General features: G+C 63.1%; 26 protein-coding genes. 12 read left to right on the top strand and 14 right to left on the bottom strand.

The window, feature by feature from the left end; genetic code table 11:
- Window positions 1-37 precede the first annotated feature (37 nt).
- Entirely contained in the window at window positions 38-586 is a 549-nt protein-coding gene (locus E8E75_RS26825; RefSeq protein ID WP_120653106.1) for a tetratricopeptide repeat protein, read from the top strand.
- A gap of 35 nt (window positions 587-621) precedes the next feature.
- Here E8E75_RS26825 and E8E75_RS26820 read toward each other — a convergent pair whose 3' ends face one another.
- The gene (locus tag E8E75_RS26820; RefSeq protein ID WP_120653107.1) at window positions 622-945 is read right to left on the bottom strand and encodes a DUF1820 family protein; all 324 of its coding nucleotides are present in this window, start codon (window positions 943-945) and stop codon (window positions 622-624) included.
- A 136-nt stretch (window positions 946-1,081) separates the two neighbouring features.
- On the opposite strand from E8E75_RS26820, the gene miaB reads away from it, so the two are divergent.
- From miaB to lnt, 5 genes are all read left to right on the top strand, one after another.
- A complete protein-coding gene (gene miaB / locus E8E75_RS26815) occupies window positions 1,082-2,422 on the top strand; it encodes a tRNA (N6-isopentenyl adenosine(37)-C2)-methylthiotransferase MiaB (protein ID WP_153921507.1) in 1,341 nt (446 codons plus the stop codon).
- Between the two features lie 91 nt (window positions 2,423-2,513).
- On the top strand, window positions 2,514-3,533 hold the full coding sequence (locus E8E75_RS26810) for a PhoH family protein (RefSeq protein ID WP_120653108.1): 1,020 nt from the start codon (window positions 2,514-2,516) through the stop codon (window positions 3,531-3,533).
- A complete protein-coding gene (gene ybeY, locus E8E75_RS26805; protein ID WP_120653109.1) occupies window positions 3,526-3,990 on the top strand; it encodes an rRNA maturation RNase YbeY in 465 nt (154 codons plus the stop codon). The genes E8E75_RS26810 and ybeY overlap by 8 nt, the downstream gene beginning before the upstream one ends.
- Before the next feature lie 21 nt (window positions 3,991-4,011).
- Entirely contained in the window at window positions 4,012-4,851 is an 840-nt protein-coding gene (locus tag E8E75_RS26800; RefSeq protein ID WP_120653110.1) for an HlyC/CorC family transporter, read from the top strand.
- 114 nt (window positions 4,852-4,965) lie between these two features.
- Window positions 4,966-6,486 carry an apolipoprotein N-acyltransferase gene (lnt, locus tag E8E75_RS26795; protein ID WP_120653111.1) on the top strand — a complete coding sequence of 507 codons (1,521 nt, stop codon included), beginning with the start codon at window positions 4,966-4,968 and terminating at the stop codon, window positions 6,484-6,486.
- A gap of 73 nt (window positions 6,487-6,559) precedes the next feature.
- On the opposite strand, the gene E8E75_RS26790 is transcribed toward lnt, so the two are convergent.
- Window positions 6,560-7,321, bottom strand: coding sequence for a YdcF family protein (locus E8E75_RS26790; RefSeq protein ID WP_153921472.1), 762 nt, complete (start codon window positions 7,319-7,321; stop codon window positions 6,560-6,562).
- A 24-nt stretch (window positions 7,322-7,345) separates the two neighbouring features.
- Window positions 7,346-7,783: a hypothetical protein gene (locus E8E75_RS26785; RefSeq protein ID WP_120653113.1), complete on the bottom strand. Its 438-nt coding sequence runs from the start codon at window positions 7,781-7,783 to the stop codon at window positions 7,346-7,348.
- Between the two features lie 255 nt (window positions 7,784-8,038).
- On the opposite strand from E8E75_RS26785, the gene leuS reads away from it, so the two are divergent.
- From leuS to lipA, 6 genes are all read left to right on the top strand, one after another.
- Window positions 8,039-10,660, top strand: coding sequence for a leucine--tRNA ligase (gene leuS, locus E8E75_RS26780; protein ID WP_153921474.1), 2,622 nt, complete (start codon window positions 8,039-8,041; stop codon window positions 10,658-10,660).
- A gap of 60 nt (window positions 10,661-10,720) precedes the next feature.
- A complete protein-coding gene (gene lptE / locus E8E75_RS26775; RefSeq protein WP_120653115.1) occupies window positions 10,721-11,329 on the top strand; it encodes an LPS assembly lipoprotein LptE in 609 nt (202 codons plus the stop codon).
- A gap of 39 nt (window positions 11,330-11,368) precedes the next feature.
- On the top strand, window positions 11,369-12,406 hold the full coding sequence (gene holA / locus E8E75_RS26770; protein ID WP_153921476.1) for a DNA polymerase III subunit delta: 1,038 nt from the start codon (window positions 11,369-11,371) through the stop codon (window positions 12,404-12,406).
- Between the two features lie 71 nt (window positions 12,407-12,477).
- On the top strand, window positions 12,478-12,636 hold the full coding sequence (gene arfA / locus E8E75_RS26765) for an alternative ribosome rescue factor ArfA (protein ID WP_120653117.1): 159 nt from the start codon (window positions 12,478-12,480) through the stop codon (window positions 12,634-12,636).
- Window positions 12,637-12,691: 55 nt separating this feature from the next.
- Window positions 12,692-13,999, top strand: a complete 1,308-nt coding sequence (locus E8E75_RS26760; protein ID WP_120653118.1) for a lytic murein transglycosylase — start codon at window positions 12,692-12,694, stop codon at window positions 13,997-13,999.
- Between the two features lie 142 nt (window positions 14,000-14,141).
- On the top strand, window positions 14,142-15,194 hold the full coding sequence (gene lipA / locus E8E75_RS26755; protein WP_153921478.1) for a lipoyl synthase: 1,053 nt from the start codon (window positions 14,142-14,144) through the stop codon (window positions 15,192-15,194).
- A gap of 103 nt (window positions 15,195-15,297) precedes the next feature.
- On the opposite strand, the gene lipB is transcribed toward lipA, so the two are convergent.
- The 11 genes from lipB to E8E75_RS26700 all read right to left on the bottom strand — a co-directional run bounded on the left by lipB (window position 15,298) and on the right by E8E75_RS26700 (window position 25,358).
- Window positions 15,298-15,924 carry a lipoyl(octanoyl) transferase LipB gene (gene lipB / locus E8E75_RS26750; RefSeq protein WP_120653120.1) on the bottom strand — a complete coding sequence of 209 codons (627 nt, stop codon included), beginning with the start codon at window positions 15,922-15,924 and terminating at the stop codon, window positions 15,298-15,300.
- A complete protein-coding gene (locus E8E75_RS26745; protein WP_120653121.1) occupies window positions 15,924-16,205 on the bottom strand; it encodes a DUF493 domain-containing protein in 282 nt (93 codons plus the stop codon). The genes lipB and E8E75_RS26745 overlap by 1 nt, the downstream gene beginning before the upstream one ends.
- A gap of 74 nt (window positions 16,206-16,279) precedes the next feature.
- Window positions 16,280-17,443 carry a D-alanyl-D-alanine carboxypeptidase family protein gene (locus E8E75_RS26740; RefSeq protein ID WP_120653122.1) on the bottom strand — a complete coding sequence of 388 codons (1,164 nt, stop codon included), beginning with the start codon at window positions 17,441-17,443 and terminating at the stop codon, window positions 16,280-16,282.
- A gap of 60 nt (window positions 17,444-17,503) precedes the next feature.
- Window positions 17,504-18,514 (bottom strand): septal ring lytic transglycosylase RlpA family protein, encoded by a 1,011-nt coding sequence (locus E8E75_RS26735; protein ID WP_120653123.1) that lies wholly within the window; start codon window positions 18,512-18,514, stop codon window positions 17,504-17,506.
- A gap of 3 nt (window positions 18,515-18,517) precedes the next feature.
- A complete protein-coding gene (gene mltB / locus E8E75_RS26730) occupies window positions 18,518-19,528 on the bottom strand; it encodes a lytic murein transglycosylase B (protein ID WP_153921510.1) in 1,011 nt (336 codons plus the stop codon).
- Window positions 19,529-19,542: 14 nt separating this feature from the next.
- Window positions 19,543-20,688 (bottom strand): rod shape-determining protein RodA, encoded by a 1,146-nt coding sequence (gene rodA, locus E8E75_RS26725; protein WP_153921480.1) that lies wholly within the window; start codon window positions 20,686-20,688, stop codon window positions 19,543-19,545.
- Window positions 20,685-22,583, bottom strand: coding sequence for a penicillin-binding protein 2 (gene mrdA / locus E8E75_RS26720; protein ID WP_120653126.1), 1,899 nt, complete (start codon window positions 22,581-22,583; stop codon window positions 20,685-20,687). The genes rodA and mrdA overlap by 4 nt, the downstream gene beginning before the upstream one ends.
- A 9-nt stretch (window positions 22,584-22,592) precedes the next feature.
- Window positions 22,593-23,060 (bottom strand): 23S rRNA (pseudouridine(1915)-N(3))-methyltransferase RlmH, encoded by a 468-nt coding sequence (gene rlmH, locus E8E75_RS26715; protein ID WP_044872302.1) that lies wholly within the window; start codon window positions 23,058-23,060, stop codon window positions 22,593-22,595.
- A gap of 12 nt (window positions 23,061-23,072) precedes the next feature.
- Window positions 23,073-23,426, bottom strand: coding sequence for a ribosome silencing factor (gene rsfS / locus E8E75_RS26710; RefSeq protein WP_120653127.1), 354 nt, complete (start codon window positions 23,424-23,426; stop codon window positions 23,073-23,075).
- 22 nt (window positions 23,427-23,448) lie between these two features.
- A complete protein-coding gene (gene nadD / locus E8E75_RS26705; RefSeq protein ID WP_120653128.1) occupies window positions 23,449-24,093 on the bottom strand; it encodes a nicotinate-nucleotide adenylyltransferase in 645 nt (214 codons plus the stop codon).
- Window positions 24,093-25,358 (bottom strand): glutamate-5-semialdehyde dehydrogenase, encoded by a 1,266-nt coding sequence (locus E8E75_RS26700; protein WP_153921482.1) that lies wholly within the window; start codon window positions 25,356-25,358, stop codon window positions 24,093-24,095. The genes nadD and E8E75_RS26700 overlap by 1 nt, the downstream gene beginning before the upstream one ends.
- Between the last annotated feature and the right edge of the window lie 39 nt (window positions 25,359-25,397).

Below are 25,397 nucleotides of genomic sequence, written 5' to 3'. Positions count from 1 at the left end.
ATGATGCCCGCACTGCTTCCGAGGCACTGTGATCCCCATGAACCGCACCGGCCGCACCCTGATCCTGGGCTGCCTGTTGCTTTTCCAACCACTGCTGGCCAATGCCGGCGGTAACTCCCTGCTGATCCCAGCCACCGGGCGCTGCAATCTGAACAGCCTGCCGGAAAACCTTTCGGAAGCCATTTCCGCCTGCCAGCAGGCCGCCAAGGGCGGCGACGCCGAAGCGCAGTACGAGCTCGGCGAGTTCTATTACGACGGCAAACGCACCCCGCGCGACCTCGCCCAGTCCCTGCAGTGGTTCGAACAGGCTTCCCTCAAGGGGCACGCACAAGCCCAACTGCGTCTGGGCAACATGTTCTTCCGGGGAGAAGGGGTACCGGCCAACAATGTGCAGGCCTACATCGTGCTCAAGATGGCAGCGGTGAACGGTTCGGACGAAGCCATGGACAGTGCCGACCTGGTGGCCGCGCAGATGCGTACTGACGAGCTGGAAATCGCGACGCAGGTGCTGGGACAGATCTTCCGCAACTACCTGCTGGAACTACAGGCCGCTGACGGCGGCTCGCCCTTCTCGCCTCTTCCCTGAGCCCGGAGCTGAGGCAGCAATCAGGACTATCCGCCCTACTTCTCCGGCATTGGCATGGGGAATGGCATCACGTTGCCACCCCCTTTCGCCTCGCTGATCTTCGGCGTGCCAAGGCGCTCCACTTCGTCGATTCGGATGATCGAGTGCATCGGCAGGAAACTGCGGACCACGCCTTCGAACTGGGCCTTGAGCTTCTCCTCGCTGGGATCGACCACCACCTGGGTGCGCTCGCCGAAGACGAACTCCTCCACTTCCAGGAATCCCCATAGATCGCTCTGGTAGATCTGCTTGGCGTACATCTCGTACACCTGGCCCTGGTTCAGGAAGATCACCTTGTAGATGGGGGCGGGCTTGCTCATGAGAAGTCGGCGGGTCGTCGCGGGGGAATTTCGGGGGCGCAGATCATAGCATAGCCGCCAAGCAGCCGGCGCTAGGAACACAAGGGGCATGGCGATTATAATGCTCGGTTCTTCGAACCACCTGATTCAAAAGCGCATGGCCAAGAAGCTCTACATCGAAACCCACGGCTGCCAGATGAACGAGTACGACAGTTCGCGCATGGTCGATCTGCTCGGCGAACATCAGGCGCTGGAAGTCACCGAACACGCCGAAGAAGCCGACGTGATTCTGCTCAACACCTGCTCGATCCGCGAGAAGGCGCAGGAGAAGGTGTTCTCGAAACTTGGCCAGTGGCGTGAGTTGAAGCGGCAGAACCCGGAGCTGGTCATCGGCGTGGGTGGCTGCGTAGCCAGCCAGGAAGGCGCCGCCATCCGTGAGCGCGCACCCTATGTGGACGTCGTGTTTGGCCCGCAAACGTTGCACCGATTGCCGGAAATGATCGACGCCGCACGCGTCACCCGCAAACCCCAGGTGGACATCAGCTTCCCGGAAATCGAGAAGTTCGACCGACTGCCCGAACCCCGCGTCGATGGCCCCAGCGCGTTCGTCTCGATCATGGAAGGCTGCAGCAAGTACTGCACTTTCTGTGTGGTGCCCTACACCCGCGGCGAGGAAGTCAGCCGTCCGTTTGACGACGTACTGGCCGAAGTCATCCACCTGGCAGAGAACGGCGTGCGTGAAGTAACCCTGCTGGGCCAGAACGTCAACGGCTACCGCGGTCTGACTCATGATGGCCGCATCGCCGACTTCGCCGAGCTGATCCGTGTGGTGGCCGCCGTCGATGGTATCGAGCGCATTCGCTACACCACTTCGCACCCGCTGGAGTTCTCCGACGCGCTGATCCAGGCCCACGCAGAAGTGCCGGAACTGGTGAAGTTTGTCCACTTGCCAGTGCAGGCGGGCTCCGATCGCATCCTCGCGGCCATGAAGCGCAATCACACCGCACTGGAATACAAGTCACGCATCCGCAAGCTGAAGGCGGCGGTGCCGGACATCTGCATAAGCTCGGACTTCATCGTTGGTTTCCCCGGCGAGACCGACAAGGATTTCGAGGCCACCATGAAGCTGGTGGAAGAAGTCGGCTTCGACTTCTCCTTCTCCTTCATCTACAGCTCGCGCCCCGGCACCCCCGCAGCCGATCTGCTAGACGACACACCGGAAGACGTGAAGAAACAGCGGCTGCAGATCCTGCAGACGCGCATTCACCAGCAGGGCTACGAAATCAGCCGACGAATGGTCGGCAGCGTCCAGCGCATCCTCGTCAGCGACTTCTCCAAGAAGGACCCGGGCATGCTCCAGGGCCGCACGGAGAACAATCGCATCGTCAACTTCCGCAGCGCCAACCCGCGCCTGATCGGCCAGTTCGTCGATGTCCACATCGACGATGCCCTGCCCCATTCCCTGCGCGGCAGCCTGCTCGAAGAAAGCCCGCACTGATAGACCGTGGGGCCCGTGCTTTTCCAGCCGGGCCCTCGGGGTTATTCTGCATGTCATCCCACTCCTACCGCCCAAGGGCGAACACACGACATTGAACGCCTCCCTGGATCTGCACCGCTTCACCCTGGAACCTTTTGAAGCCCGCCGCTTCGCCAATCTGTGCGGCCAATTCGACGAGCACCTGCGCTTGATCGAACAACGCATGGACATCGAAATCCGCAATCGCGGTAACCAGTTCGAACTGGTCGGCGACCCTCAACGCACCCGCGCTACGGAAAATCTCCTGCGCCGCCTCTATCGCGAAACCGAGGCCATCGAGCTGTCGCCCGACATGGTGCACCTCTTCCTGCGCGAAACCGGCATGGAAGAGGCGGCCAATCCCAAGACCGAGGCTGTGAGCCTGCGCACCCGCAAGGGCAACATTCGTCCACGCGGCGCCAACCAGCAGCGCTACGTGAAGTCGATCCTCGATCACGACATCAACTTCGGCATCGGACCGGCCGGTACCGGCAAGACCTACCTGGCCGTGGCCTGCGCCGTGGACGCCCTGGAGCGCGAGCAAATCCGCCGTATCCTGCTGGTGCGTCCGGCGGTCGAGGCTGGCGAGAAGCTCGGCTTCCTCCCCGGCGACCTTTCCCAGAAGATCGACCCTTATCTGCGCCCACTCTACGACGCCCTTTACGAGATGCTCGGCTTCGACCACGTGGCCAAGCTGATCGAGAAGCAGGTGATCGAGGTCGCACCGTTGGCCTACATGCGCGGTCGCACCCTTAACAACAGCTTCATCATTCTCGACGAGAGTCAGAACACTACCCTCGAGCAGATGAAGATGTTCCTGACCCGTATTGGTTTCGGCTCCACCGCTGTCATCACTGGTGACATCACCCAGATCGACCTGCCGCGCGGCACGAAGTCCGGCCTGACCCATGTGATCGATGTGCTGCGTGACGTGCCGGGAATCAGCTTCACCCACTTCAAGTCCCAGGACGTGGTGCGCCATCCGCTGGTCCAGCGCATCGTGGAAGCCTATGACCGCTTCGACAGCCGTCAGCAGCCTGCCAAGACCAAACCAGCCGACAACGATCCGGGCGCGATAGACGACAATGCTTGAACTCGACCTGCAACTCGCAAGCGAGGCCCAGGGCCTGCCGAGCGAGGTGGATTTCCGTCGCTGGTGCGAACTGGCCCTGCGCCAACGCAGCGCCGATTCCGAACTGACCATCCGACTGGTGGACGAGCCCGAGGGGCGCGAACTCAATCGCACCTGGCGCCACAAGGACTACGCTACCAACGTACTCTCCTTCCCTGCGGACGTGCCGGACGAGTTGCTGGATATCCCGCTGCTCGGCGACCTGGTCATCTGCGCGCCAGTGGTGGCCCGGGAAGCCTCCGAACAGGGCAAGGCCCTGGAGGCTCACTGGGCGCACCTGGTGATCCACGGCTGCCTGCACCTGCTCGGCTACGATCACATCGAGGATGAGGAAGCCGAGGAAATGGAAGCACTGGAACGGGAATTGCTGGCTGAACTTGGCCACCCCGACCCTTACCGCGATGACGAAGACCAATAAGAAGCACCGAGCAAAGGACATATGAGCGAAGATCGATCGAGCAACGGGCACAGGTCCTGGCTGGAAAAGCTGACCCAGGCCTTTGCCCATGAACCCAAAAGCCGCCAGGAACTCCTCGAGCTGCTGCGCGAGGCCCACCAGAACAAGCTGCTCGACAGCGAAGCGCTGTCGATCGTCGAAGGGGCCATCCAGGTCGCCGACCTGCAAGTACGCGACATCATGGTGCCGCGCTCGCAAATGATCAGCATCAAGGCCAACCAGACGCCGAAGGAGTTCCTCCCGGCGATCATCGACGCCGCCCACTCCCGCTACCCGGTCATCGGCGAAAGCCTCGATGACGTCATGGGCATTCTCCTGGCCAAGGACCTGCTACCGCTGATCCTCCTGGACAACGGCCAGCCGTTCAACATCAAGGATCTGCTGCGCCCGGCCACCTTCGTGCCCGAATCCAAGCGCCTCAACGTGCTGCTGCGCGAATTCCGCGCCAATCACAACCACATGGCGGTGGTCATCGACGAGTACGGTGGCGTGGCGGGCTTGGTGACGATCGAGGACGTGCTGGAGCAGATCGTCGGCGACATCGAGGACGAGCACGATGTCGAGGAAGACAGCTATATCAAGCCACTGCCCAGCGGCGACTTCATCGTCAAGGCCCTGACCCCGGTGGATGCCTTCAACGAGTTCTTCGAAACCGACTTCTCCGAGGACGAGTTCGATACCGTTGGCGGCCTGGTCATGGGCGCCTTCGGCCACTTGCCCAAGCGCAACGAAACCACCGAGATCGGTGAGTTCCGCTTCCGCGTGCTCAACGCCGACAGCCGCCGCATCCATCTGCTGCGCCTCTCTCCGCTGTCCCATTGATTCGCGCACGCCCCTCCACAGCGGAGGGGCGCCCGTGGATAATCGCGCCCCGAGCCGGCAACAAAAGGCTCGCTCTGGATTTCTTCCAGCTCCCCATCCGCCCAAGGACCGAGCATGAACTGGATCACCCGCCCCGGCTGGCCGGGCAACCTGCTGGCCCTGGCCGCTGGCGCCCTTACGCCCCTGGCTTTCGCCCCCTTCGATATCTGGCCCCTTGAACTGTTGTCGCTCGCCCTCTTCTACCTGGGGTTGCGCGACCTGGCGCCCAAGGCCGCGTTCTGGCGCGGCTGGTGGTACGGCCTCGGCCTGTTCCTGAGCGGCACCAGCTGGATCTACGTCAGCATTCACGACTACGGTGCGGCCTCTGTACCCCTGGCTGCGTTCCTCACCGTCGGCTTCAGTGCCGGCGTAGCGCTGTTCTTCGCCCTGCCCGCGGCAATCTGGGCGCGCTGGCTGCGCCGCAGCGAGGCCGCCCTCGCCGATACCCTGGCCTTCGCCGCGCTCTGGCTGGTCCAGGAAGCGTTTCGTGGCTGGTTCCTCACCGGCTTCCCGTGGCTCTATGCCGGCTACAGCCAACTGGACGGCCCGCTGTCGGGGCTGGCACCGATCGGCGGCGTCTGGCTGGTGTCCTTCGCCCTGGCATTGACCGCTGCCCTGCTGGTGAACCTGGCTCGCCTGCGCAGCCGTCCGGCGTTCCTGGGCACCGGCATCGCCCTGCTGCTCGCTCCATGGGTAATCGGCCTGGCACTCAAGGGCCACGCCTGGACCCAGCCCGCCGGCGCGCCGCTGAAGGTCGCGGCCATGCAGGGCAACATCGAACAGAACCTGAAGTGGGACCCGGAGCAGCTCAACGCCCAGCTGGCGCTTTATCGCGACATGACCTTCAGCTCGCAGAAGGCCGACCTGATCATCTGGCCGGAAACCGCAGTACCGGTGCTCAAGGAGTTCGTCGACGGTTATCTCGGCGTGATGAACCGTTTCGCCAATGATCGGCAATCCGCGCTCATCACCGGCGTCCCGATCCGCCAGAACAATGATCGCGGCGAGAAACGCTACTACAACGGCATCACCGTGGTCGGCCAAGGTGAAGGTACCTACCTCAAGCAGAAGCTGGTGCCCTTCGGCGAGTACGTGCCACTGCAGGACGTGCTGCGCGGACTGATCGCCTTCTTTGACCTGCCGATGTCCGACTTCGCCCGCGGCGACTCCGATCAGGGCCCGCTGATGGCCAAGGGATACCGCATCGCACCTTACATCTGCTACGAAGTGGTCTATCCCGAGTTCGCCGCCGGCCTGGCCGCGCAGAGCGACATCCTGCTGACCGTCAGCAACGACACCTGGTTCGGCACCTCCATCGGCCCGCTGCAGCATCTGCAGATGGCGCAGATGCGCGCCCTGGAAGCAGGACGCTGGATGATCCGTGCGACGAACAACGGCGTGACCGTGCTGATCGACCCCTTCGGCCAGATCACTGAAGGCATCCCGCAGTTCCAGCAAGGCGTTCTCTACGGGGAAGTCCTGCCCATGCACGGCCTGACTCCCTACCTGCAGTGGCGCGCCTGGCCGCTGGTGATTCTCTGCGGCCTGCTCTTCGCCTGGGCGCTGATGGCCAGTCGGATTGCCAAGACGGTGTAACCCCCATGTAGGAGCGAGCTTGCTCGCGATCGTTCGCGAGCAAGCTCGCTCCTACAGGAAAACGGTCCGGCGATTAGTTGTAGGCCAACGGGTAGGCCAGCAACCCCATGGCCTCGTTGAGCAGCATCCCGCTCTGCCAGACCGCCTTGCTTTCCGGTAGCCAACCGCCCAACGGACGGCCATTGGGTACCCCCAGATAGCCTAGAGGCGCCGCCACCACCTCGAAGCCGGCGCGTTCGAAACACCAGCGCGCCCGCGGCATATGCGCAGCCTGGGTAACCAATAGCACTCGGCTGATCCCGTCGGCCCGGAGCAGCTTCGCGCTGTAGGTGGCGTTTTCCCAGGTGGTACGGCTCTCCCCTTCCTGCCAGCGCACTTCCAGGCCGAAGTCGCGCCGCAAGGTTTCGGCCATGATCCATGCCTCGCTTGGAGGCTCTCCATAGTGCAGGCCGCCACTGGTCAACAGCGGCAAGCCACTTGCGCGAGCCAGGCGAGCGGCGTAGCGCAATCTTTCCAGGGCCATCGGGGCCGGCTGGTCCGCCCCCCAGGCAGGATCATCACGCTCGCGCCCGCCCCCCAGCACGACGATCGCGTCCACTTTCCCGGACAATTGCGCCCAATCGGATTCGGCCAGTGGCGCTTCGCGCTCGAGCACCTTGGCCGACCACTCGACCATGATCGGCAGACTCATCAGCCAAAGCCCGCCAAAGCCCGTGACGAAGCAGGCCAGTGACAGACGCGGCATTCGCCGTCGCAACCACCAGGCAAACAGAAGCAATAGGAGAAGGCCGCCAGGGGGCAGCAGGAATTGCTTGATGATGTAACGAATCGGCATGGGCACCTCCAGGGTGCCCGGAGACTAGCGGGGATTGGATGTCCGGAAAAGCTGCGAACCGCAGGACATGCAAGCCTGCACACCCTGGCCGCGTTGCCAGATGGCGGGCGTACCGCACATCGCGCAGCAAAGCTGCTGGCGGCGCTTGAACATGGGTTTGGGTTTGAGGGCGAAGCTCTTGGGCGGCCCATTCTCGCCACGCGGCGATCGACCGGGTAGTTGCTCGATGGCCGCCAGCTCCTCGGCAGCCGCGTGCCAGCCGCGCAGCCAGCGCATATCCCGATCCAGGTAAGCGCGGATGAGTTCCATTTCGGCAGGTGTCAGTCCCTTTAGCTCAAGCTCAAGCGGTTCCTCGTCGCGCAGACGAACCGCCGTATCTGCTTCATCCAGCGCCAGGGCCAGCCGGTGCAACAACCGCTCGTAGGGCCCGTTCCCTGCTTCCGTCCGCCGCAACTCACCCATCCCAACACCTCGAAACACGTAAACACTTGCCTTGCTTATGAAAAGCTTAGCGTTCGGTTCCTTGCTGCAAGGTGCCCGCGACAAACGGCGCCGGCATTGGCGACGGACGTCCACCCGTGCATTCAGGGTTTCCCTCGGTCGGCGGGGGTCATGTATGCTACGGCGCTTGAATTTCCTTTTCCTCCAGGGTCCGGCACCGCGGCCACGGCCAGCGCAACCGGCCCCAGGGAACTCCATCCTCCAGCGCCAGTAGCCATGCACGAACAGTATCAGCCCCGCGAAATCGAAGCCGCCGCGCAAGCCCACTGGGACGCGCATAAATCCTTTGAAGTGAGTGAGCAGCCCGGCAAGGACACCTTCTATTGCCTGTCGATGTTCCCCTACCCGAGCGGCAAGCTACACATGGGGCACGTGCGCAACTACACCATTGGTGACGTGATCGCCCGCTACCAGCGCATGCTGGGCAAGAACGTGCTGCAGCCCATGGGCTGGGACGCCTTCGGTATGCCGGCGGAAAACGCCGCGATGAAGAACAACGTCGCGCCGGCAAAGTGGACCTACGAGAACATCGACTACATGAAGACCCAGCTGAAGAGCCTGGGCCTCGCCATCGACTGGTCCCGTGAAGTCACCACCTGCAAGCCTGACTACTATCGCTGGGAACAATGGCTGTTCACCAAGCTGTTCGAAAAAGGCGTGATCTACCGCAAGAACGGTACCGTCAACTGGGACCCGGCAGACCAGACGGTCCTCGCCAACGAGCAGGTCATCGACGGTCGCGGCTGGCGCTCCGGTGCGCTGGTAGAGAAGCGCGAGATCCCGATGTACTACTTCAAGATCACCGCGTACGCGGATGAACTCTTGAGCAGCCTCGACGACCTGGATGGCTGGCCCGAGCAGGTCAAGACCATGCAGCGCAACTGGATCGGCAAGTCCCGCGGCATGGAAGTCAGCTTCCCCTACGACCAGGCCAGCATTGGCCAGGCCGGCGCAATGAAAGTCTTCACCACCCGTCCGGATACCCTGCTGGGCGCCACCTACGTGGCCGTTGCAGCCGAGCACCCGCTGGCGACCCTCGCCGTGCAGAAGCTGCCGGCCGCCCAGGCCGCTGAACTGCAAGCCTTCATCGATGAGTGCAAGCGCGGCGGCGTTGCCGAAGCCGACATCGCCACCCAGGAGAAGAAGGGCCTGCCCACGCCCCTGTTCGTCGAGCATCCGCTGACTGGCGAGAAGCTCCCGGTCTGGGTTGCCAACTACGTCCTGATGAACTACGGCGAAGGCGCCGTGATGGCCGTACCGGCCCACGATGAGCGCGATTTCGCCTTCGCGCACAAGTACAACCTGCCGATCAAATCGGTAGTTCGCACATCCTCCGGCGACGAAAACCCGGCCCCGTGGCAAGACGCCTATGGCGAGCATGGCCAACTGATCAACTCCGGCGAGTTCGACGGCCTGGACTACCAAGGCGCCTTCGACGCCATCGAAGTTGCCCTGCAGAAGAAAGGCCTGGGCCAGGCCCGCACCCAATTCCGCCTGCGCGACTGGGGCATCAGCCGTCAGCGCTACTGGGGCTGCCCGATCCCGATCATCCATTGCCCGAGCTGTGGCGATGTTCCAGTGCCGGAAGACCAACTGCCGGTCGTCCTTCCCGAAGACGTGGTACCGGACGGCGCTGGCAGTCCGCTGGCGAAGATGCCCGAGTTCTACGCCTGCAGCTGCCCCAAATGCGGCACTGCGGCCAAGCGCGAAACGGACACCATGGACACCTTCGTGGAAAGCTCCTGGTACTTCGCCCGCTATGCCTCCCCGAACTACGACAAAGGCATGGTCGACCCGGCCGCAGCCAACCACTGGCTGCCGGTGGACCAGTACATCGGCGGCATCGAACACGCCATCCTGCACCTGCTCTACGCACGCTTCTTCCACAAGCTGATGCGTGACGAAGGCCTGGTCAGCTCCGACGAGCCGTTCAAGAACCTGCTCACCCAGGGCATGGTCGTCGCAGAAACCTACTATCGCGTTGCAGCCAATGGCGGCAAGGACTGGTTTAACCCGGCTGATGTCGAAGTCGAGCGCGACGCCAAGGCCAAGATCATCGGCGCCCGCTTGAAAACCGACGGCCTGCCGGTGGAAATCGGCGGCACCGAGAAGATGTCCAAGTCGAAGAACAACGGCGTGGACCCGCAGGCAATGATCGATGCTTACGGCGCCGACACCTGCCGCCTGTTCATGATGTTCGCCTCGCCGCCGGACATGAGCCTGGAATGGTCCGACTCCGGCGTCGAAGGCGCCAGCCGCTTCCTGCGTCGCGTCTGGCGACTGGCCCAGTCCCACGTCGCTGCCGGCCTGCCGTCCGCGCTGGATCGCAGCGTCCTGAACGATGAGCAGAAAGGCGTGCATCGCGCCATCCACCTGGCCATCAAGCAGGCCAGCCAGGATATTGGCCAGCACCACAAATTCAACACCGCCATCGCCGCCGTGATGACCCTGATGAACGTCCTGGAAAAGGCTCCCCAGGCCAGCGCCGAAGACCGCGCCCTGCTGCAGGAGGGCCTGGAAACCATCGCCCTGCTGCTGGCGCCCATCACTCCGCATATCAGCCACGAGCTCTGGCGCGAACTGGGCCACACCGGTGCAGTCATCGACGCCGCCTGGCCAACCGTGGACGAAGCCGCCCTGGTGCAAGACAGCCTGCAACTGGTGGTACAGGTCAACGGCAAGCTGCGCGGCCATATCGAAGTGCCGGCAGACGCCAGCCGCGAAGCGGTTGAAGCCGCCGCGCGCGCCAACGAGAACGTGCTGCGCTTCACCGACGGCCTCACCATCCGCAAGGTCATCGTGGTGCCTGGCAAACTAGTCAATATCGTCGCCAACTGATCGAAGCCGGCGCCCTCCTCCGGGAGTGGTGCCGGACTGCTCGCAAGGGGAAAGCAAGAAATGAAGAAACGGAATCTGCTGGTCCTGGGCCTTACCGTGCTGCTGAGTGCGTGCGGTTTTCAACTGCGCGGCACAGGCGACGCCAAGTTCGCCCTGGACGAACTGGACGTAACCGCTCGCAACCAATACGGCCAGACCATCAAGGAAATGCGTGAGGCGCTGGAAAACAACGGCGTGAACGTCCACGCCGGTGCTCCCTACACTCTGGTGCTGGCCCGCGAAGACGAGACCCAGCGCACCGCCACCTACACCTCTGGCGCGCGCAGTGCAGAGTACGAACTGACCAAGACCCTGCAGTACGAAATTCGCGGCAACAACGACCTGCTGCTGATGAACGACAAGCTGACCGTACAAAAGTACTACGTATTCGACAGCAACAACCTGATCGGCTCCGACCAGGAAGCCGCCCAGCTGCGTGTGGAAATGCGCCAGGAAATGATTCAGCAGATGCTCATGCGCCTGCAGTTGATCACCCCGGCTCAACTCGACCAGCTGCAGCAGACTGCAGAAGCCAAGGCCCAGGCCGAAGCGGAAGCAATGGAAGCCGCACGCCAGGCCGAGAAGGCCCGGCAACCGCAGCAATCTCCGCTGCAACTGCCCATCCAGTGAGTAAATGGGGCCGCATAGCGGCCCCAGTCATTTGCGCCTATGAAACTCAATCCCGCACAACTGGGCAAACACCTGCAGGGCCAACTGGCGCCTGTTTACGTCGTCAGCGGCGATGAGCCGCTGCTCTGCCAGGAGGCCTGCGACGCGATCCGCGCCAGCGTCCGTGCGCAGGATTTCAGCGAGCGCCAGGTATTCAACGCCGAGGCGAACTTTGACTGGGGCCTGCTGCTCGAAGCCGGCGCCAGCCTGTCGCTGTTCGCCGAGAAACGCCTGCTGGAATTGCGCCTTCCCTCAGGCAAGCCGGGAGACAAGGGCGCTTCTGCGCTTCTGGAATACCTCTCCCGCCCGCCGGAAGACACCGTGCTGCTGCTCAGTCTGCCCAAACTCGACGGCAGCACTCAGAAGACCAAATGGGCCAAGGCCCTGATCGACGGCCCCGACGCCCAGTTCATCCAGATCTGGCCCATCGAGGCCCACAACCTGCCGCAGTGGATACGCCAACGCCTATCCCAGGCCGGTCTGGCCGCCAACCAGGAAGCGGTCGACCTGATCGCCGCACGGGTAGAGGGCAACCTGTTGGCCGCCGCCCAGGAGATCGAAAAACTCAAACTGTTGGCCGACGGTGGCCAGGTGGATGCCGCCACGGTCCAGGCCGCGGTAGCTGACAGCGCCCGTTTCGATGTTTTTGGCCTGATCGACGCAGCCCTCAACGGCGAGCCCGCCCACACCCTACGTACGCTGGAAGGCCTGCGCGGCGAAGGCGTAGAGCCTCCGGTGATCCTCTGGGCGCTCGCGCGGGAACTGCGCCTGCTGGGTGGACTGGCCCAGCAATACAGCCAGGGCGTGCCGCTGGAGAAAGCCTTTGCCGCTGCCCGGCCGCCGGTCTGGGATAAGCGCCGCCCATTGGTCACCCGCGCCCTGCAACGTCACCCGGCATCACGCTGGAACCAGTTGCTGCAGGATGCCCAACGCATCGACGCGCAGATCAAGGGGCAGGCTCCGGGCGATCCCTGGAACGGTCTCGCTCGACTTGCTCTGCTGCTGGCCGGCCAACGCCTGCCGCTGGCGGCCGAATAGCTGGACATCTTCTGACCAGCAGCCGATGATGCGCGCGCCCGCACTGATGCGTGCCCCATCGAGGATCGGCCATGGCCAAGAAACGCAAGCCAGGCGCACCTGACCGCGCCAAATCCCTGGTAGCCCAGCCACTCTTCCGCTGCCGCCAGGAAAAGCCCATGAAAGGCAAAGGAAGTTACCGCCGCGAAGCCTCCCAGGATTGGGAGGCTTCGTCGCTTATAGCGGTCTGAAAAGGCTCGGACATGTTAAGGTCGCGGCTTGATTCGTCTGCCTCGAGACTTGCGTATGTTCGATGCCCCCGTCCCCGGCCTGATGTTCCGCAGCCTGGCCGTGGCTTCTGCCCTCACCCTGCTCAGCTCCTGCGCCGATGCACCGGCCCAGAAATCCGCTACTACGCCCCTGCCCCAGGCGAGCCAGCCTGCCAGCAAACCCGCCGCAACGCCCGCACAGATTCCGGTGCAAATGCCCGCCATCAGCTTCAACGCGTGGCGCGACGGCTTCCGCCGCCAGGCCTTGGCCCAAGGCATTGATGCCAGCACCTTCGACCGAGCCTTTGCCGGTATTACCCCGGACCCGAGCGTAATCACCGCTGACCGCAGCCAGCCCGAATTCACACGGCCGGTCTGGGAGTATCTGGAAGGCGCCATCTCTCCCTATCGCGTGCGCAAGGGACAGGCACTGATTACCGAGCACGCTGCGACGCTGGACGCCATCGAGCAACGATTCGGCGTGGATCGCGAGCCATTGGTGGCCATCTGGGGCATGGAAAGCAGCTTTGGCCAGTTCATGGGCGACAAGTCGGTGATCCGCTCCCTGGCCACCCTGGCCTACGAAGGCCGTCGTCCCGAATTCGCCCACGCGCAACTGCTGGCTGCCCTGCAGATCCTCCAACACGGCGACATTCAGCCCGGCAGCATGCTTGGGTCCTGGGCCGGCGCCATGGGTCAGACCCAGTTCATCCCGACAACCTACAACAGCCATGCGGTGGACTTCGATGGTGATGGTCGCCGCGACATCTGGAGTTCCTCGGCCGATGCCCTGGCCTCCGCCGCCCACTACCTCCAGGCCTCAGGCTGGCACAAAGGCCAACCCGCAGCACTGCAGGTTCAATTGCCGCAGGGCTTCGACTACGCCCACGCGGACGGAGACATCCGTAAACCCGTGGCGCAATGGCAAGCGATGGGCGTGCAAGTCGGCCCGCAAGGCGCGGGCCTCGGCAACGACAGCGCTTCTTTGCTTTTGCCTGCCGGCCACCGCGGACCGGCCTTCCTCGTGCTGGATAACTTCCGCGCCATCCTCAAGTACAACAATTCCTCGTCCTACGCCCTGGCGGTCAGCCTGCTGGGCGAGCGCTTCGATGGTCGTGGCCAGCTCACTGGTAGTTGGCCTCGCGACGAGCGTCCGCTGAGCCGCAGCGAACGAGTGGAGTTGCAGGAGTCCCTGGCCGGTGCCGGCTTCAACCCGGGTGCTGCGGACGGCATCATTGGCGCCAATACCCGCAAGGCGATCCGCGGCTACCAGCAACGCCTGGGCTGGCCGGCAGACGGCTACCCAAACCTGGATCTGCTCAAGCAGTTACGTGAAGGGCGCTGAGGCGCCCAGCCCTTTTTCGCGACAGCACGCGCTCCCGTCTCCAGACGGCTGCGAGCTCGTGCAAACGCCTTTGTGATAAACTGCGCCACCCCTTTTTGCCCCTGCGGCAGCCAACGGAGCCACCAGCGGAGCCAGATTTCCGATGTCCGATACAGACTCGTCCAAACACGTCGCCAGCGGCGAAAAGTTCCGTACTGCTCAGGGCATCACCGCAATCAAGGATGGCCAGAAGCGTCGCGCCTCGGCCGAACCCCAGGTGTTCGAGCCCAAGCCCAAGTGGTTGCGGGTAAAGGCACCGGGCGGCAGCCGCTTCGAGGCGGTCAAGCGCAATGTTGGCGAACATCGCCTCAGCACCGTGTGCCAGGAATCGCATTGCCCGAACATGGGTGAGTGCTGGTCCAACGGCACAGCCACCATCATGCTGATGGGCTCGGTATGCACTCGCGCCTGCCGATTCTGTGCCGTGGACACTGGCAATCCGAATGGCTGGCTGGATCTGGAAGAACCGCAGAACACTGCCAAGTCGGTCGAGCTTATGGCGCTGCGCTACATCGTGCTGACCTCGGTGGACCGCGATGATCTCGATGACGGCGGCGCCAGCCATTACGCTGCCTGTGTGCGCGCCATCAAGGAGCGTACGCCGAAGGTGGTCGTGGAAGCCCTGACCCCCGACTTCAATGGCGACTCCAAGGCCATCGAACGAGTGGTGGACTCTGGGCTGGAGGTATTCGCGCAGAACGTCGAGACCGTCAAGCGCCTGACCCACGTGGTGCGCGACCCGCGTGCCGGCTACGAGAAAACCCTGCGCGTACTGGAGCATGCCAAGCGCCATCGTCCGGACGTGCTGACCAAGACCAGCCTGATGCTCGGGCTTGGTGAGACAGACGAAGAAGTCATCGAGACCATGGATGACCTGCGTGCAATTGGCGTGGACATCCTGACCCTCGGGCAATACCTGCAACCCACTCGCAACCACTTGCCGGTCAAGCGTTGGGTCAGCCCCGAGGAATTCAACCGCTTCCGCGATATCGGCCTGGAGAAGGGTTTCATGGAAGTCGCAGCCGGTCCGCTGGTGCGCTCCAGCTACAGGGCCGACCGGGTGTTCGAGAAGAACAACCTGGGCTTGGCTGCACCGGTACCGGTACCGGGCCAGGCCTTGGACCCGAGTATCATTCCCGCGCTCAATCTGGGCTGAGCAGGAACTGCCCAGCCCGGCGATGCGTTCAGCGAGGTTGAATAAACGAAAAGGCCCCCTCTCCCGATGGGAGAAGGGGCCTTCTTTCTTCCGGGAAGTGCCTCTACTGCGTGTAACCCAGCCGCCGGCGCAGTGCCTGCTCAAGGTGCTGTGCCACCTCATCGAGCTGCGGCGGCGTCTCGATCAGGTCCTTGAGCTGCACCATCTTCAACCCGGCGTAACCGCAAGGGTTGATCCGCCAGAAGGGCGACAGGTCCATGTCTACGTTAAGCGCCAGGCCGTGGAAGGAGCAGCCGCGGCTGACACGCAGCCCCAGTGAGGCGATCTTGTCGCCGTTGACATAGACGCCAGGGGCATCAGCCTTAGGCGCTGCCTCGACACCGTAGATCGCCATTACATCGACCAGGCTCTGCTCAAGAGCCGTCACGAGCTCGCGCACACCCAGCCCCAGCCTACGCAGATCCAGCATCACGTAAGCCACCAGCTGGCCGGGGCCATGGTAGGTAACCTGACCGCCGCGCTCGACCTGGATCACCGGGATGTCGCCCGTCTCCAGCAGATGCTCAGCCTTGCCGGCCTGGCCCTGGGTGAACACCTGGGGATGCTGCAGCAGCCAGATTTCGTCGGGAGTTCGCTCGTCACGCTCGGTAGTCAGACGGCGCATCGCTTCCAAGGTCGGCAGGTAGTCCACCAACCCCAGATATCGCACGATGAGTTCGGCAGAAGTCACTAGAGGACCATATGCACGCGGCCAGTGGCACGCAGGTCGACATGGATCGCCTGCAACTGGTCTACGCCAGTGGCGGTGATCAACACTTGCACCGAGAGGAATCGCCCATTACGACTATCGCGAATCACCAAGGTGGCAGCGTCGAAGTCAGGAGCGTGGCGCTGGATGATTTCGATCACCAGGTCGGCAAAGCCTTCCCCAGAGTCGCCGATCACCTTGATAGGGTAGCGCTCGCAGGGAAACTCGATTTTCGGGGGTTGTACGTCAGGAGTATCGGTCATGGCGGCGGCGGACTCGTGGTCCGCGATGCTGACGCCCCGTCCCCCTTCAGGGTGAGAGGCGTCGGCTCAGAAGGTCAGTTGAACAGGCCGTAGAAGAACAGGCGGATGCTATCCCACAGGCGGCGGAAGAAGCCACCTTCCTCAACGGTTTCCAGGGCGATCAAGTCGGCACTGTGGACAACCTGGTCTTCCATCTTGACCTCCACCTTGCCGATTACATCACCCTGCTTGATGGGGGCGACCAGTTGCGGATTCAAGGTCATGCTGGCCTGCAGTTTCTTGATCTGGCCCTTCGGCAGGGTCAGGGTCAGGTCCTGGGCCAGGCCAGCCTTGGCTTCGCGGACGGCGCCTTTCCACACCTGGGCTTTCGCCAGCTCGGCACCCTTCTGGTAGAAGGTCTGGGTTTCGAAGAAGCGGAAGCCGTAGGTCAGCAGCTTCTGGGTTTCGGCTGCACGGGCCTGCTCGCTGTTGGTGCCGAACACCACGGCGATCAGGCGCATGTTGTCACGTACGGCGGAAGCCACCAGGCAGTAGCCGGCCTCGTCAGTGTGGCCGGTCTTCAGGCCGTCGACGGTCTTGTCACGCCACAGAAGCAGGTTGCGGTTGGGTTGCTTGATGTTGTTCCAGAAGAATTCCTTCTGGGAGTAGATGGCGTAGTGGACAGGATCTTCGTAGATGATCGCGCGGGCCAAGGTCGCCATATCGTGAGCAGTGGAGTAGTGCTCAGGGTTGGGCAGACCGGTGGCGTTCATGAAGTGGCTGTTGCTCATGCCGAGCTTCTCGGCAGTGGTGTTCATCATGTCGGCAAAAGCGTCTTCGCTGCCGGCGATATGCTCGGCTACGGCCACGCTGGCGTCGTTGCCAGACTGGATGATGATGCCGTGCAGCAGGTCACTCAGGGTTACCTGGGTGTTCACCTGGACGAACATGCGCGAGCCGCCGGTGCGCCAGGCGTGCTCACTGATGGTGACAGGGTCGGACTCGCCAATCTGGCCCTTGCGGATCTCCAGGGTGGCGATGTAGGCGGTCATCAGCTTGGTCAGACTCGCCGGAGGCAGGCGCTGGTCGCCGTTGTTCTCGACCAGGACCTGACCACTCTGGGCGTCCATCAGCACATAGGATTTGGCGGCCAGTTGCGGCGGCGACGGGATGATCTGCTGGGCCGCCATGGAGACCGGCGCGACGATGAGCAGGGCTGCGGGCAGAAGTAAGCGTTTGGCAAAGCTGAAGATGTTCATCCGTCTCTCTGAGAAGTAGCTAATGGTCTAACAGGCCCTTGCGGGCAAAAGAAGAAGCCGTCAGTCCGGCTTCACCAGGGTGGGTTGGCCGAGGTTGGCCAGGCGCACGGAGTTCTGCACGTCTTGTGCTTCACCCTGAGTTCCGATCGGCCCCAGGCGTACCCGGTGCAGTATCTGCTGGTTGCGCACGACCGAGCTGATGAAGACTGGCGCACTCACCGTCTCGCTCAGCTTGGCCTTGAGGAGTTCCGCAGCGTCCGGATTGGCGAAGGCGCCCACCTGGAGATACAGGCCAGACGCTGCGAGTGAATCGTTTTTTTTTGCGTCGATCTGCACGGGCAGGACGGCGGCGGCATGCTGCTGCGGCGGCGGGGTGTACTGCTCGATTGGCGCGCTGGCAATCTGGGCGACAGGCTGGGGCTGGACCTGTGGTTTCGCCTGAGCGGCCATCTTCGGCTGGGCGAGGACCATGGGCACCGGGCGACCTTGGGCAGCCCACCACTCATGAGGATCGATGCCCTCGACCTTGACGCGGGCGGTGCCGGTTTCGGCATAGCCGAGCTTCTTCGCCGCAGCGAAGGACAGGTCGATGATGCGGTCGGAGTAGAACGGACCACGGTCGTTGACCCGCAGAATCACACTGCGGCCGTTATCGAGGTTGGTCACCCGGACATAGCTTGGCAACGGCAAGGTCTTGTGTGCGGCGGTCATGCCGTATAGATCATAGGCCTCGCCGTTGGCAGTGGCCTGACCGTGGAACTTGGTGCCGTACCAGGACGCCGTGCCAACCGCCTGATAACGACGCGCGTCGTTCATCGGGTAGTAGGTCTTGCCCAGCACGGTATAAGGGTTGGCCTTGATCGAGCCGTAATGCGGCATGGGCACGGCATCGGGAATGCGCGAGACGTCGACGTCCCACCATGGCGCGCCGTCCCTGTGTGGACGCGCGTAATCGCCGGGACCGGAAATCTGCCCGCCGGGTTGGACCGGTTCCGGCGCTCGGCTGCTCGAGCAGCTAGCCAGCAACAATGCTACGGCGCCATAGACGGCGACTCTTATCGGTTGTGGCATCGGTTAACGCCCGCCCCTTGCGTTGACCAGCAGTTCGGATAGCTGATGCACTGCCATGGAGTACATCACGCTGCGATTGTAGCGGGTAATGACGTAGAAGTTCGGAAGTCCCATCCAGTACTCCGCCCCCTCGTCACCCTCCAGCTTGAAAGCCGTAACCGGCACATCATCGCGCAGTGCGTCGCTGCTTGCCCAGCCCAGCGCCCTAAGATCGCCGACGTTCTTCACCGGGTCCAGCCCCTGGGTCAACCCTTCGTCGATTCGATCCCCACGAACCTTGGCGCGGGTGACCACCGGTGCACCAGCGACCCAGCCGTGGCGCTTGAAATAGCTGGCAACGCTGCCGATGGCATCCACCGGGTTATTCCAGATATCGATGTGGCCGTCGCCGTCGAAGTCCACGGCGTAGGCGCGGAAGCTGCTCGGCATGAACTGTGGCAAGCCCATGGCGCCAGCGTAGGAGCCCTTGAGCATCAGCGGATCGACCTGCTCTTCGCGAGCCAGCAGGAGAAACTCCTTGAGCTGCTTGCGGAAGAAGTCGGCACGCGGTGGGTAATCGAAGCCGAGGGTGGACAGCGCGTCGATCACGCGGAAGTTTCCGGTATTGCCACCATAGAAAGTCTCGACACCGATGATCGCGACGATGATCTGGGCCGGTACGCCGTATTCCTTCTCGGCACGAGCCAGGGCCTCGGCATGCTGGCTCCAGAAGGTCACGCCTTTCTGGATTCGCGCCGGGGTGATGAAGATCGGGCGGTATTCCTTCCAAGGCTTGACCCGCTCGGCAGGCCGGGAGATGGCGTCGAGGATGGACTGCTTGCGCTCCACTTCACGGAACAGCTCCACCAGTTGCTCACCGGCGAAACCGTAGTCACGGGTCATCTCGGCGACGAACTCGGCCACCTGCGGCGATCCCTCGTAGTCCCCGGAAAATGCAGGTGCGGCTGCCCCCAGCAGTCCCACCAGGGCGGCCCCGGAGGCTGCCAACTGCATCCATTTGCGCAGTGCTTTCAAATCATTCACTCGTTTCAAACCTGGGCGATCCATTTGCGATGGGTATGAATCGCCATCAACACCCCAAACCCTGACAGCAGCGTCACCAGATGGGTTCCGCCGTAGCTAATGAAGGGCAGGGGCACCCCCACAACCGGCAGCAGTCCACTGACCATGCCGATGTTGACGAACACGTATACGAAGAAGGTCATGGTAAGACTGCCTGCCAGCAGCTTGCCGAACAGGGTCTGCGCCTGGGCGGTGATCACCAGGCCACGGCCAATCAGGAGCAGGTAGACCAGAAGCAGCAGGCAGGCGCCCACAAGGCCGAACTCTTCGCCGAGGACTGCAATGATAAAGTCCGTGTGACTTTCGGGCAAAAAATCCAGGTGCGACTGGGTGCCCAGCAGCCAGCCCTTGCCGAATACTCCACCCGATCCGATGGCGGCCTTTGACTGGATGATGTTCCAACCAGTACCCAGCGGATCGCTCTCCGGATCGAGGAAGGTCAGTACGCGCTGTTTCTGGTAATCGTGCAGGACGAAGTACCACATGGCCACCGCCACTGGCACCACCGCAGCCACAGCCCCGACGATCCAGCGCCATTGCAGACCGGCCATGAACAGCACGAAGGCGCCAGAAGCCAGGATCAGCAAGGCGGTGCCGAGGTCGGGTTGCTTCAGGATCAGCACGAAGGGCATCAGGATCAGCACCAGACTGATGGCGATGTGCCTGAGCTTCGGCGGCAGGTTGTGCCGCGACAGGTACCAGGCGATGGTCGCCGGCATGATGATCTTCATGAATTCCGAGGGCTGGAAGCGGATCACGCCGGGAATGTTGATCCATCGAGTGGCCCCCATCGCCGTGTGCCCCATGATTTCCACCACCACCAGCAACGCTACGCCGATCACATAGGCCAGGGGCACCCAACGTGCCATGAAGCGTGGTTCGAACTGGGCGATGACGATCATCGCGCCGATACCCAGACCGAAGGAGCTGGCCTGCTTCATCAGCAAGTCCCAATGCTTGCCGCTTGCCGAATAGAGGACGAACAGGCTACCGGCCGCCAGCATCAGGATGATCAGCAGCAGCCAGCCATCAATGTGCAGACGCTGCAGGAGCGTGGCGCGGCGCTTGAGCACGTCCTCCTGGGAGATGGTGCGGTCGAAGTTGCTGTTCATCGAATGGCGCTCTGCTGTTCAGCCAGCGGCTGCGGTGGTCTGAACTCGGGTTTCAACTGGCCATCCTCACCGAGGAGCCAGGCATCCATCACCTGCTTGACCACAGGTGCGGCAACGCCGGAACCGGACTCACCGTTCTCCACCATCACCGCCACGGCGATCTTCGGATCCTCGGCCGGGGCAAATGCGACGAACAGGGCATGGTCGCGATGGCGTTCCTGCACCTTGGAGCGGTCGTACTTCTCGCCCTGCTTGATGGCCACCACCTGGGCGGTACCGGACTTACCGGCGATACGGTAGACGGAGGAAGCGCCGACCTTGTGCGCCGTACCTCGGGCACCGTGGACCACCTGTTCCATGCCGTTGCGGCCTGCATCCCAGTATTTCGGATCGCGCAGGATGATATCCGGCATCGGATTCGGGTCGATCGGCGGTTGCCCCTCGATGGTCTTGGCCAGGTGCGGACGAATCCATTTTCCCCGGTTGGCCATGAGCGCCACGGCTTGCGCAAGCTGAAGCGGCGTGGACTGCATGTAACCCTGGCCAATGCCGAGAATGAGGGTTTCACCCGGATACCAGGCCTGGCGATAGCGCGCACGTTTCCAGTCACGCGACGGCATCAGGCCCGGAGACTCCTCGAACATATCGAGGGCCACGCGCTGCCCGAAGCCGAAGCGGCTCATGTAGTCATGAAGGCGATCGATGCCCATTTTATGAGCAAGATCGTAGAAGTAGGTGTCATTTGACCGCATGATCGCGGTTTCCATGTTCACCCAGCCGTCACCGCTGCGGTTCCAGTTCCGGTATTTGTGGTCGTAGTTCGGCAGTTGGTAGAAGCCCGGATCGAACACACGCGAGGCCGGAGTAACCACGCCCGCGTCCAGGCCGGACACAGCCACCATCGGCTTGATGGTCGACCCTGGCGGATACAGGCCGCGCAGCACACGGTTGTAGAGCGGCCGGTCGATGGAATCACGCAATTCGGCATAGGCCTTGAAGCTGATGCCGGTGACGAAAGGGTTGGGGTCGAAGCTCGGCTGGCTGACCATGGCCAGCACGTCACCGCTGGAAGGCTCGATCGCGACGATGGCGCCACGCCGACCGGCCAAAGCTTGTTCGGCCGCTTCCTGCAGACGCACATCGAGGGTCAGGACCAAGTCCTTGCCGGGCTTCGGGTCAGTTCGCTTGAGCACGCGCAACACGCGGCCACGGGCGTTGGTCTCGACTTCCTCGTAGCCCACCTCTCCGTGCAACTGGTCTTCGTAGAAGCGCTCGATGCCGGTCTTGCCGATGTGGTGCGTACCGCTGTAGTTCACCGGATCGAGCTGCTTGAGCTCCTTCTCGTTGATCCGCCCGACATAGCCCACGGAGTGCGCGAAATGCGCGCCCTGCGGGTAATGGCGCACCAACTGCGCAACAACATCCACGCCGGGCAGGCGGAATTGGTTCACCGCCACGCGAGCGATCTGTTCTTCAGTCAGCTCGAACAGGATGGGAACCGGCTCGAAGGGCCGCCGCCCCTGCCGCATGCGCTTCTCGAACAGTGCGCGATCATCTGGCGTCAGCTGCAGCACCTCGACTATCACATCGAGGGTCTTCTCCCAGTCGGCAGCCCGCTCACGAGTGACGCTGAGACTGAAGCTGGGCCGGTTGTCGGCGATGATCACGCCATTGCGGTCGAAGATCAGCCCGCGCGTGGGCGGAATCGGCTGCACATGGACGCGATTGTTCTCGGACAGCGTCGAGTGGTACTCGTACTGGATCACCTGCAGGTAATAGAGACGGGCAATCAGTACGCAGGTCAGCAGCACCACCGCCACCGCGCCCACGACCACGCGCTGACGCACCAGACGGGCGTCTCTTTCATGGTCCTTCAGGCGAATCGGTTGCGGCATGGACTGGGCTTACTTGTGATAGGGGTGGCCGGACAGCACGGTCCAGGCACGGTAGATCTGTTCGCCGATGAGGATGCGAACCAGCGGATGCGGCAACGTCAGCGGCGACAACGACCAACGCTGCTCGCTGCGCGCGCAAACCTCCGGGGCCAGCCCTTCCGGGCCACCGACCATGAGGTTGACGGTGCGCGAATCGAGGCGCCAGCGGTCCAGTTCAGCGGCCAGTTGCTCGGTGCTCCAGGGCCGACCTTGGACTTCCAGGGTAACGATGCGTTCCCCCGGTTGAACCTTGGCCAGCATGGCCTCGCCCTCCTGGCGGATCATTCGCGCCACGTCGGCATTCTTGCCACGCGTGGTCAGCGGGATCTCCACCAGTTCCAGGCTGAGCTCGGAAGGCAGGCGCTTGACGTACTCGTGCCAGCCCTCTTCCACCCAGCGCGGCATCCGCGTGCCAACGGCGATCAGACGTAGACGCAAAGGACGCCCCGCTTACTCGTGGCTGTGATGGGCGCGGCTCTGCTCGGCGCCCTGCCACAGGCGCTCCAGGTCGTAGAACTGCCGGGTGGCGACCTGCATCACATGCACCACGACATCGCCCAGGTCCAGCAGGGCCCACTCGCCGCCGTCCAGGCCTTCGCTGCCCAGGGGACGCACGCCTTGCTCCTTGACCTTCTCCAGCACGTTTTCGGCCAGGGACTTGACGTGACGGCCGGAGGTACCGCTGGCGATCACCATGAAATCAGTGATGCTGGTCTTGCCACGCACGTCGATAGTGGTGATTTCCTGACCTTTCAGGTCTTCCAGGGCCGCGATTGCGACCTTGACGAGTTCTTCGTTTTGCATCGGGTTCAACTACCTCAGTGAATCAGTTCGTCGCACGGTAAAGGTCGTGCGCATGGATATAGGCCAATACGGCGTCGGGCACGAGATAGCGCACCGAGCGCCCCTCCCCCAGCAATTGGCGAATCTGGGTGGCGGAAATTGCCAAGGGGGTCTGCCAGACAAAAGCTATCTGCCCGGCTGCCCCCTGCAGGGATTGAGGATCGACAGCGCTACGCGCCGCCAACAGGTCACGCAGGTCTTCCGGGGCCTCGCTGTCGGCATCCGGTCGTTGCAGGACCAGGATGTGGCAATGGTCGAGCAGCTCGCTCCAGCGATGCCAGCTCGGCAGTCCACAGAAAGCATCCCAGCCGACCAGCAGGAACAGCTGGTCATCGGTGCCCAACTCGGCACGCAGGGACTCCAGCGTCTCGATCGTCCAGGATGGGCGCTCGCGCTTGAGCTCACGATCATCCACCACCAGCGGCGCGACACCGCCCACCGCCAGTTGCACCATTTCCAGTCGCTGGGTCGCGGACACCCGCGGGCTGTCGCGGTGCGGCGGCCGAGCACTGGGAATCAGACGCAGCTCATCGAAGCCGAACTGCTCGGCCACCTCTACGGCGCTGCGCAGATGACCGATGTGCACAGGATCGAAAGTGCCGCCGAAGAGACCGATGCGCTTACCCATCAGGTGCGTACGTGACCGTCGCCGAAGACCACGTACTTCTCGCTGGTCAGACCTTCCAGACCGACCGGCCCGCGGGCGTGCAGCTTGTCGGTGGAAATGCCGATCTCCGCGCCCAGGCCGTACTCGAAGCCATCGGCGAATCGGGTCGAGGCGTTGACCATCACCGAAGCGGAGTCCACCTCGGTGAGGAAGCGCCGGGCATCACTGAAGTTCTCGGTGATGATGGCGTCGGTGTGCTGCGAGCCGTAGGCATTGATGTGCTCGATGGCCTGGTCGAGGCCGTCGACGATACGGATCGAAAGGATTGGCGCGTTGTACTCGGTGCGCCAGTCTTCTTCGGTCGCCTCCAGCACGTCATTGCCCAGCAAGGCACGAGTGGCCGCGTCGCCACGCAGCTCCACGCCCTTGTCGCGGTAGATGGCGGCCAGCGGTGGCAACACGCGGGCGGCAATGCCCTCGTGAACCAGCAGGGTTTCCATCGTATTGCACGGCGCGTAGCGCTGGGTCTTGGCGTTGTCGGCCACGCGAATCGCCTTGTCCAGGTCGGCGGCAACGTCGATGTAGACGTGGCAGATGCCGTCCAGGTGCTTGATCACAGGCACCTTGGCCTCACGGCTTATGCGCTCGATCAGGCCCTTGCCGCCGCGCGGGACGATCACGTCCACGAACTCCGGCATGCTGATCAGCGCGCCCACGGCAGCACGGTCGGTGGTTTCCACCACTTGAACCAGCTCGCTCGGCAGACCGGCTTCGGCCAGCCCCTTCTGAATGCAGATGGCGATTGCCTGGTTGGAATGGATGGCCTCGGAACCGCCGCGCAGGATGGTGGCGTTGCCGGATTTCAGGCAAAGGCTGGCGGCATCGATGGTCACGTTCGGCCGCGACTCGTAGATGATCCCGATCACACCCAGCGGCACGCGCATCTTGCCCACCTGGATACCGGACGGCAGATAGCGCATGTCACGGATCTCGCCGATGGGGTCCGGCAAGGTGGCGACCTGGCGCAAGCCCTCGATCATGTCGTCGATGCGTGCCGGGGTCAGCGCCAGGCGATCGAGCATGGCTGGCTCGAGACCGTTGGCCCGGCCGTTGGCCAGGTCCTGCTCGTTGGCGGCGGACAGCTCGGCACGGGCTGCATCCAGGGCATCGGCGGCAGCCAGCAGGGCGCGGTTCTTCTGCGCGGTGCTGGCACGGGCGGCCACGCGCGAGGCAGCGCGCGCGGCGCGGCCAAGGCGGGTCATGTAATCGAGAACGGACTCGGTCATGGTCTCGGGTTCTGGCGAAAGGAAAGCGGCTGATTATAG

The sequence above is a fragment of the Pseudomonas sp. BN606 genome, assembly GCF_029873115.1.
In the GTDB taxonomy this organism is placed as follows: Bacteria; Pseudomonadota; Gammaproteobacteria; order Pseudomonadales; family Pseudomonadaceae; genus Metapseudomonas.
The sequence above is the reverse complement of the archived record's forward strand: the minus strand, read 5'-3'. Positions and strand labels throughout refer to the sequence as shown.

What these genes read in the sequence shown, in the direction of transcription:
- lnt (WP_120653111.1), top strand. Translation starts at nt 4,966, where the DNA reads ATGAACTGGATCACCCGCCCCGGCTGGCCGGGCAACCTGCTGGCCCTG.
- E8E75_RS26740 (WP_120653122.1), bottom strand. Translation starts at nt 17,443, where the DNA reads ATGAACATCTTCAGCTTTGCCAAACGCTTACTTCTGCCCGCAGCCCTG.
- miaB (WP_153921507.1), top strand. Translation starts at nt 1,082, where the DNA reads ATGGCCAAGAAGCTCTACATCGAAACCCACGGCTGCCAGATGAACGAG.
- E8E75_RS26790 (WP_153921472.1), bottom strand. Translation starts at nt 7,321, where the DNA reads ATGCCGATTCGTTACATCATCAAGCAATTCCTGCTGCCCCCTGGCGGC.
- mrdA (WP_120653126.1), bottom strand. Translation starts at nt 22,583, where the DNA reads ATGCCGCAACCGATTCGCCTGAAGGACCATGAAAGAGACGCCCGTCTG.
- arfA (WP_120653117.1), top strand. Translation starts at nt 12,478, where the DNA reads ATGGCCAAGAAACGCAAGCCAGGCGCACCTGACCGCGCCAAATCCCTG.
- E8E75_RS26745 (WP_120653121.1), bottom strand. Translation starts at nt 16,205, where the DNA reads ATGACCGATACTCCTGACGTACAACCCCCGAAAATCGAGTTTCCCTGC.
- E8E75_RS26700 (WP_153921482.1), bottom strand. Translation starts at nt 25,358, where the DNA reads ATGACCGAGTCCGTTCTCGATTACATGACCCGCCTTGGCCGCGCCGCG.
- leuS (WP_153921474.1), top strand. Translation starts at nt 8,039, where the DNA reads ATGCACGAACAGTATCAGCCCCGCGAAATCGAAGCCGCCGCGCAAGCC.
- E8E75_RS26800 (WP_120653110.1), top strand. Translation starts at nt 4,012, where the DNA reads ATGAGCGAAGATCGATCGAGCAACGGGCACAGGTCCTGGCTGGAAAAG.
- rsfS (WP_120653127.1), bottom strand. Translation starts at nt 23,426, where the DNA reads ATGCAAAACGAAGAACTCGTCAAGGTCGCAATCGCGGCCCTGGAAGAC.
- E8E75_RS26760 (WP_120653118.1), top strand. Translation starts at nt 12,692, where the DNA reads ATGTTCGATGCCCCCGTCCCCGGCCTGATGTTCCGCAGCCTGGCCGTG.
- ybeY (WP_120653109.1), top strand. Translation starts at nt 3,526, where the DNA reads ATGCTTGAACTCGACCTGCAACTCGCAAGCGAGGCCCAGGGCCTGCCG.
- rodA (WP_153921480.1), bottom strand. Translation starts at nt 20,688, where the DNA reads ATGAACAGCAACTTCGACCGCACCATCTCCCAGGAGGACGTGCTCAAG.
- E8E75_RS26785 (WP_120653113.1), bottom strand. Translation starts at nt 7,783, where the DNA reads ATGGGTGAGTTGCGGCGGACGGAAGCAGGGAACGGGCCCTACGAGCGG.
- nadD (WP_120653128.1), bottom strand. Translation starts at nt 24,093, where the DNA reads ATGGGTAAGCGCATCGGTCTCTTCGGCGGCACTTTCGATCCTGTGCAC.
- lipA (WP_153921478.1), top strand. Translation starts at nt 14,142, where the DNA reads ATGTCCGATACAGACTCGTCCAAACACGTCGCCAGCGGCGAAAAGTTC.
- holA (WP_153921476.1), top strand. Translation starts at nt 11,369, where the DNA reads ATGAAACTCAATCCCGCACAACTGGGCAAACACCTGCAGGGCCAACTG.
- E8E75_RS26820 (WP_120653107.1), bottom strand. Translation starts at nt 945, where the DNA reads ATGAGCAAGCCCGCCCCCATCTACAAGGTGATCTTCCTGAACCAGGGC.
- E8E75_RS26825 (WP_120653106.1), top strand. Translation starts at nt 38, where the DNA reads ATGAACCGCACCGGCCGCACCCTGATCCTGGGCTGCCTGTTGCTTTTC.
- lptE (WP_120653115.1), top strand. Translation starts at nt 10,721, where the DNA reads ATGAAGAAACGGAATCTGCTGGTCCTGGGCCTTACCGTGCTGCTGAGT.
- E8E75_RS26735 (WP_120653123.1), bottom strand. Translation starts at nt 18,514, where the DNA reads ATGCCACAACCGATAAGAGTCGCCGTCTATGGCGCCGTAGCATTGTTG.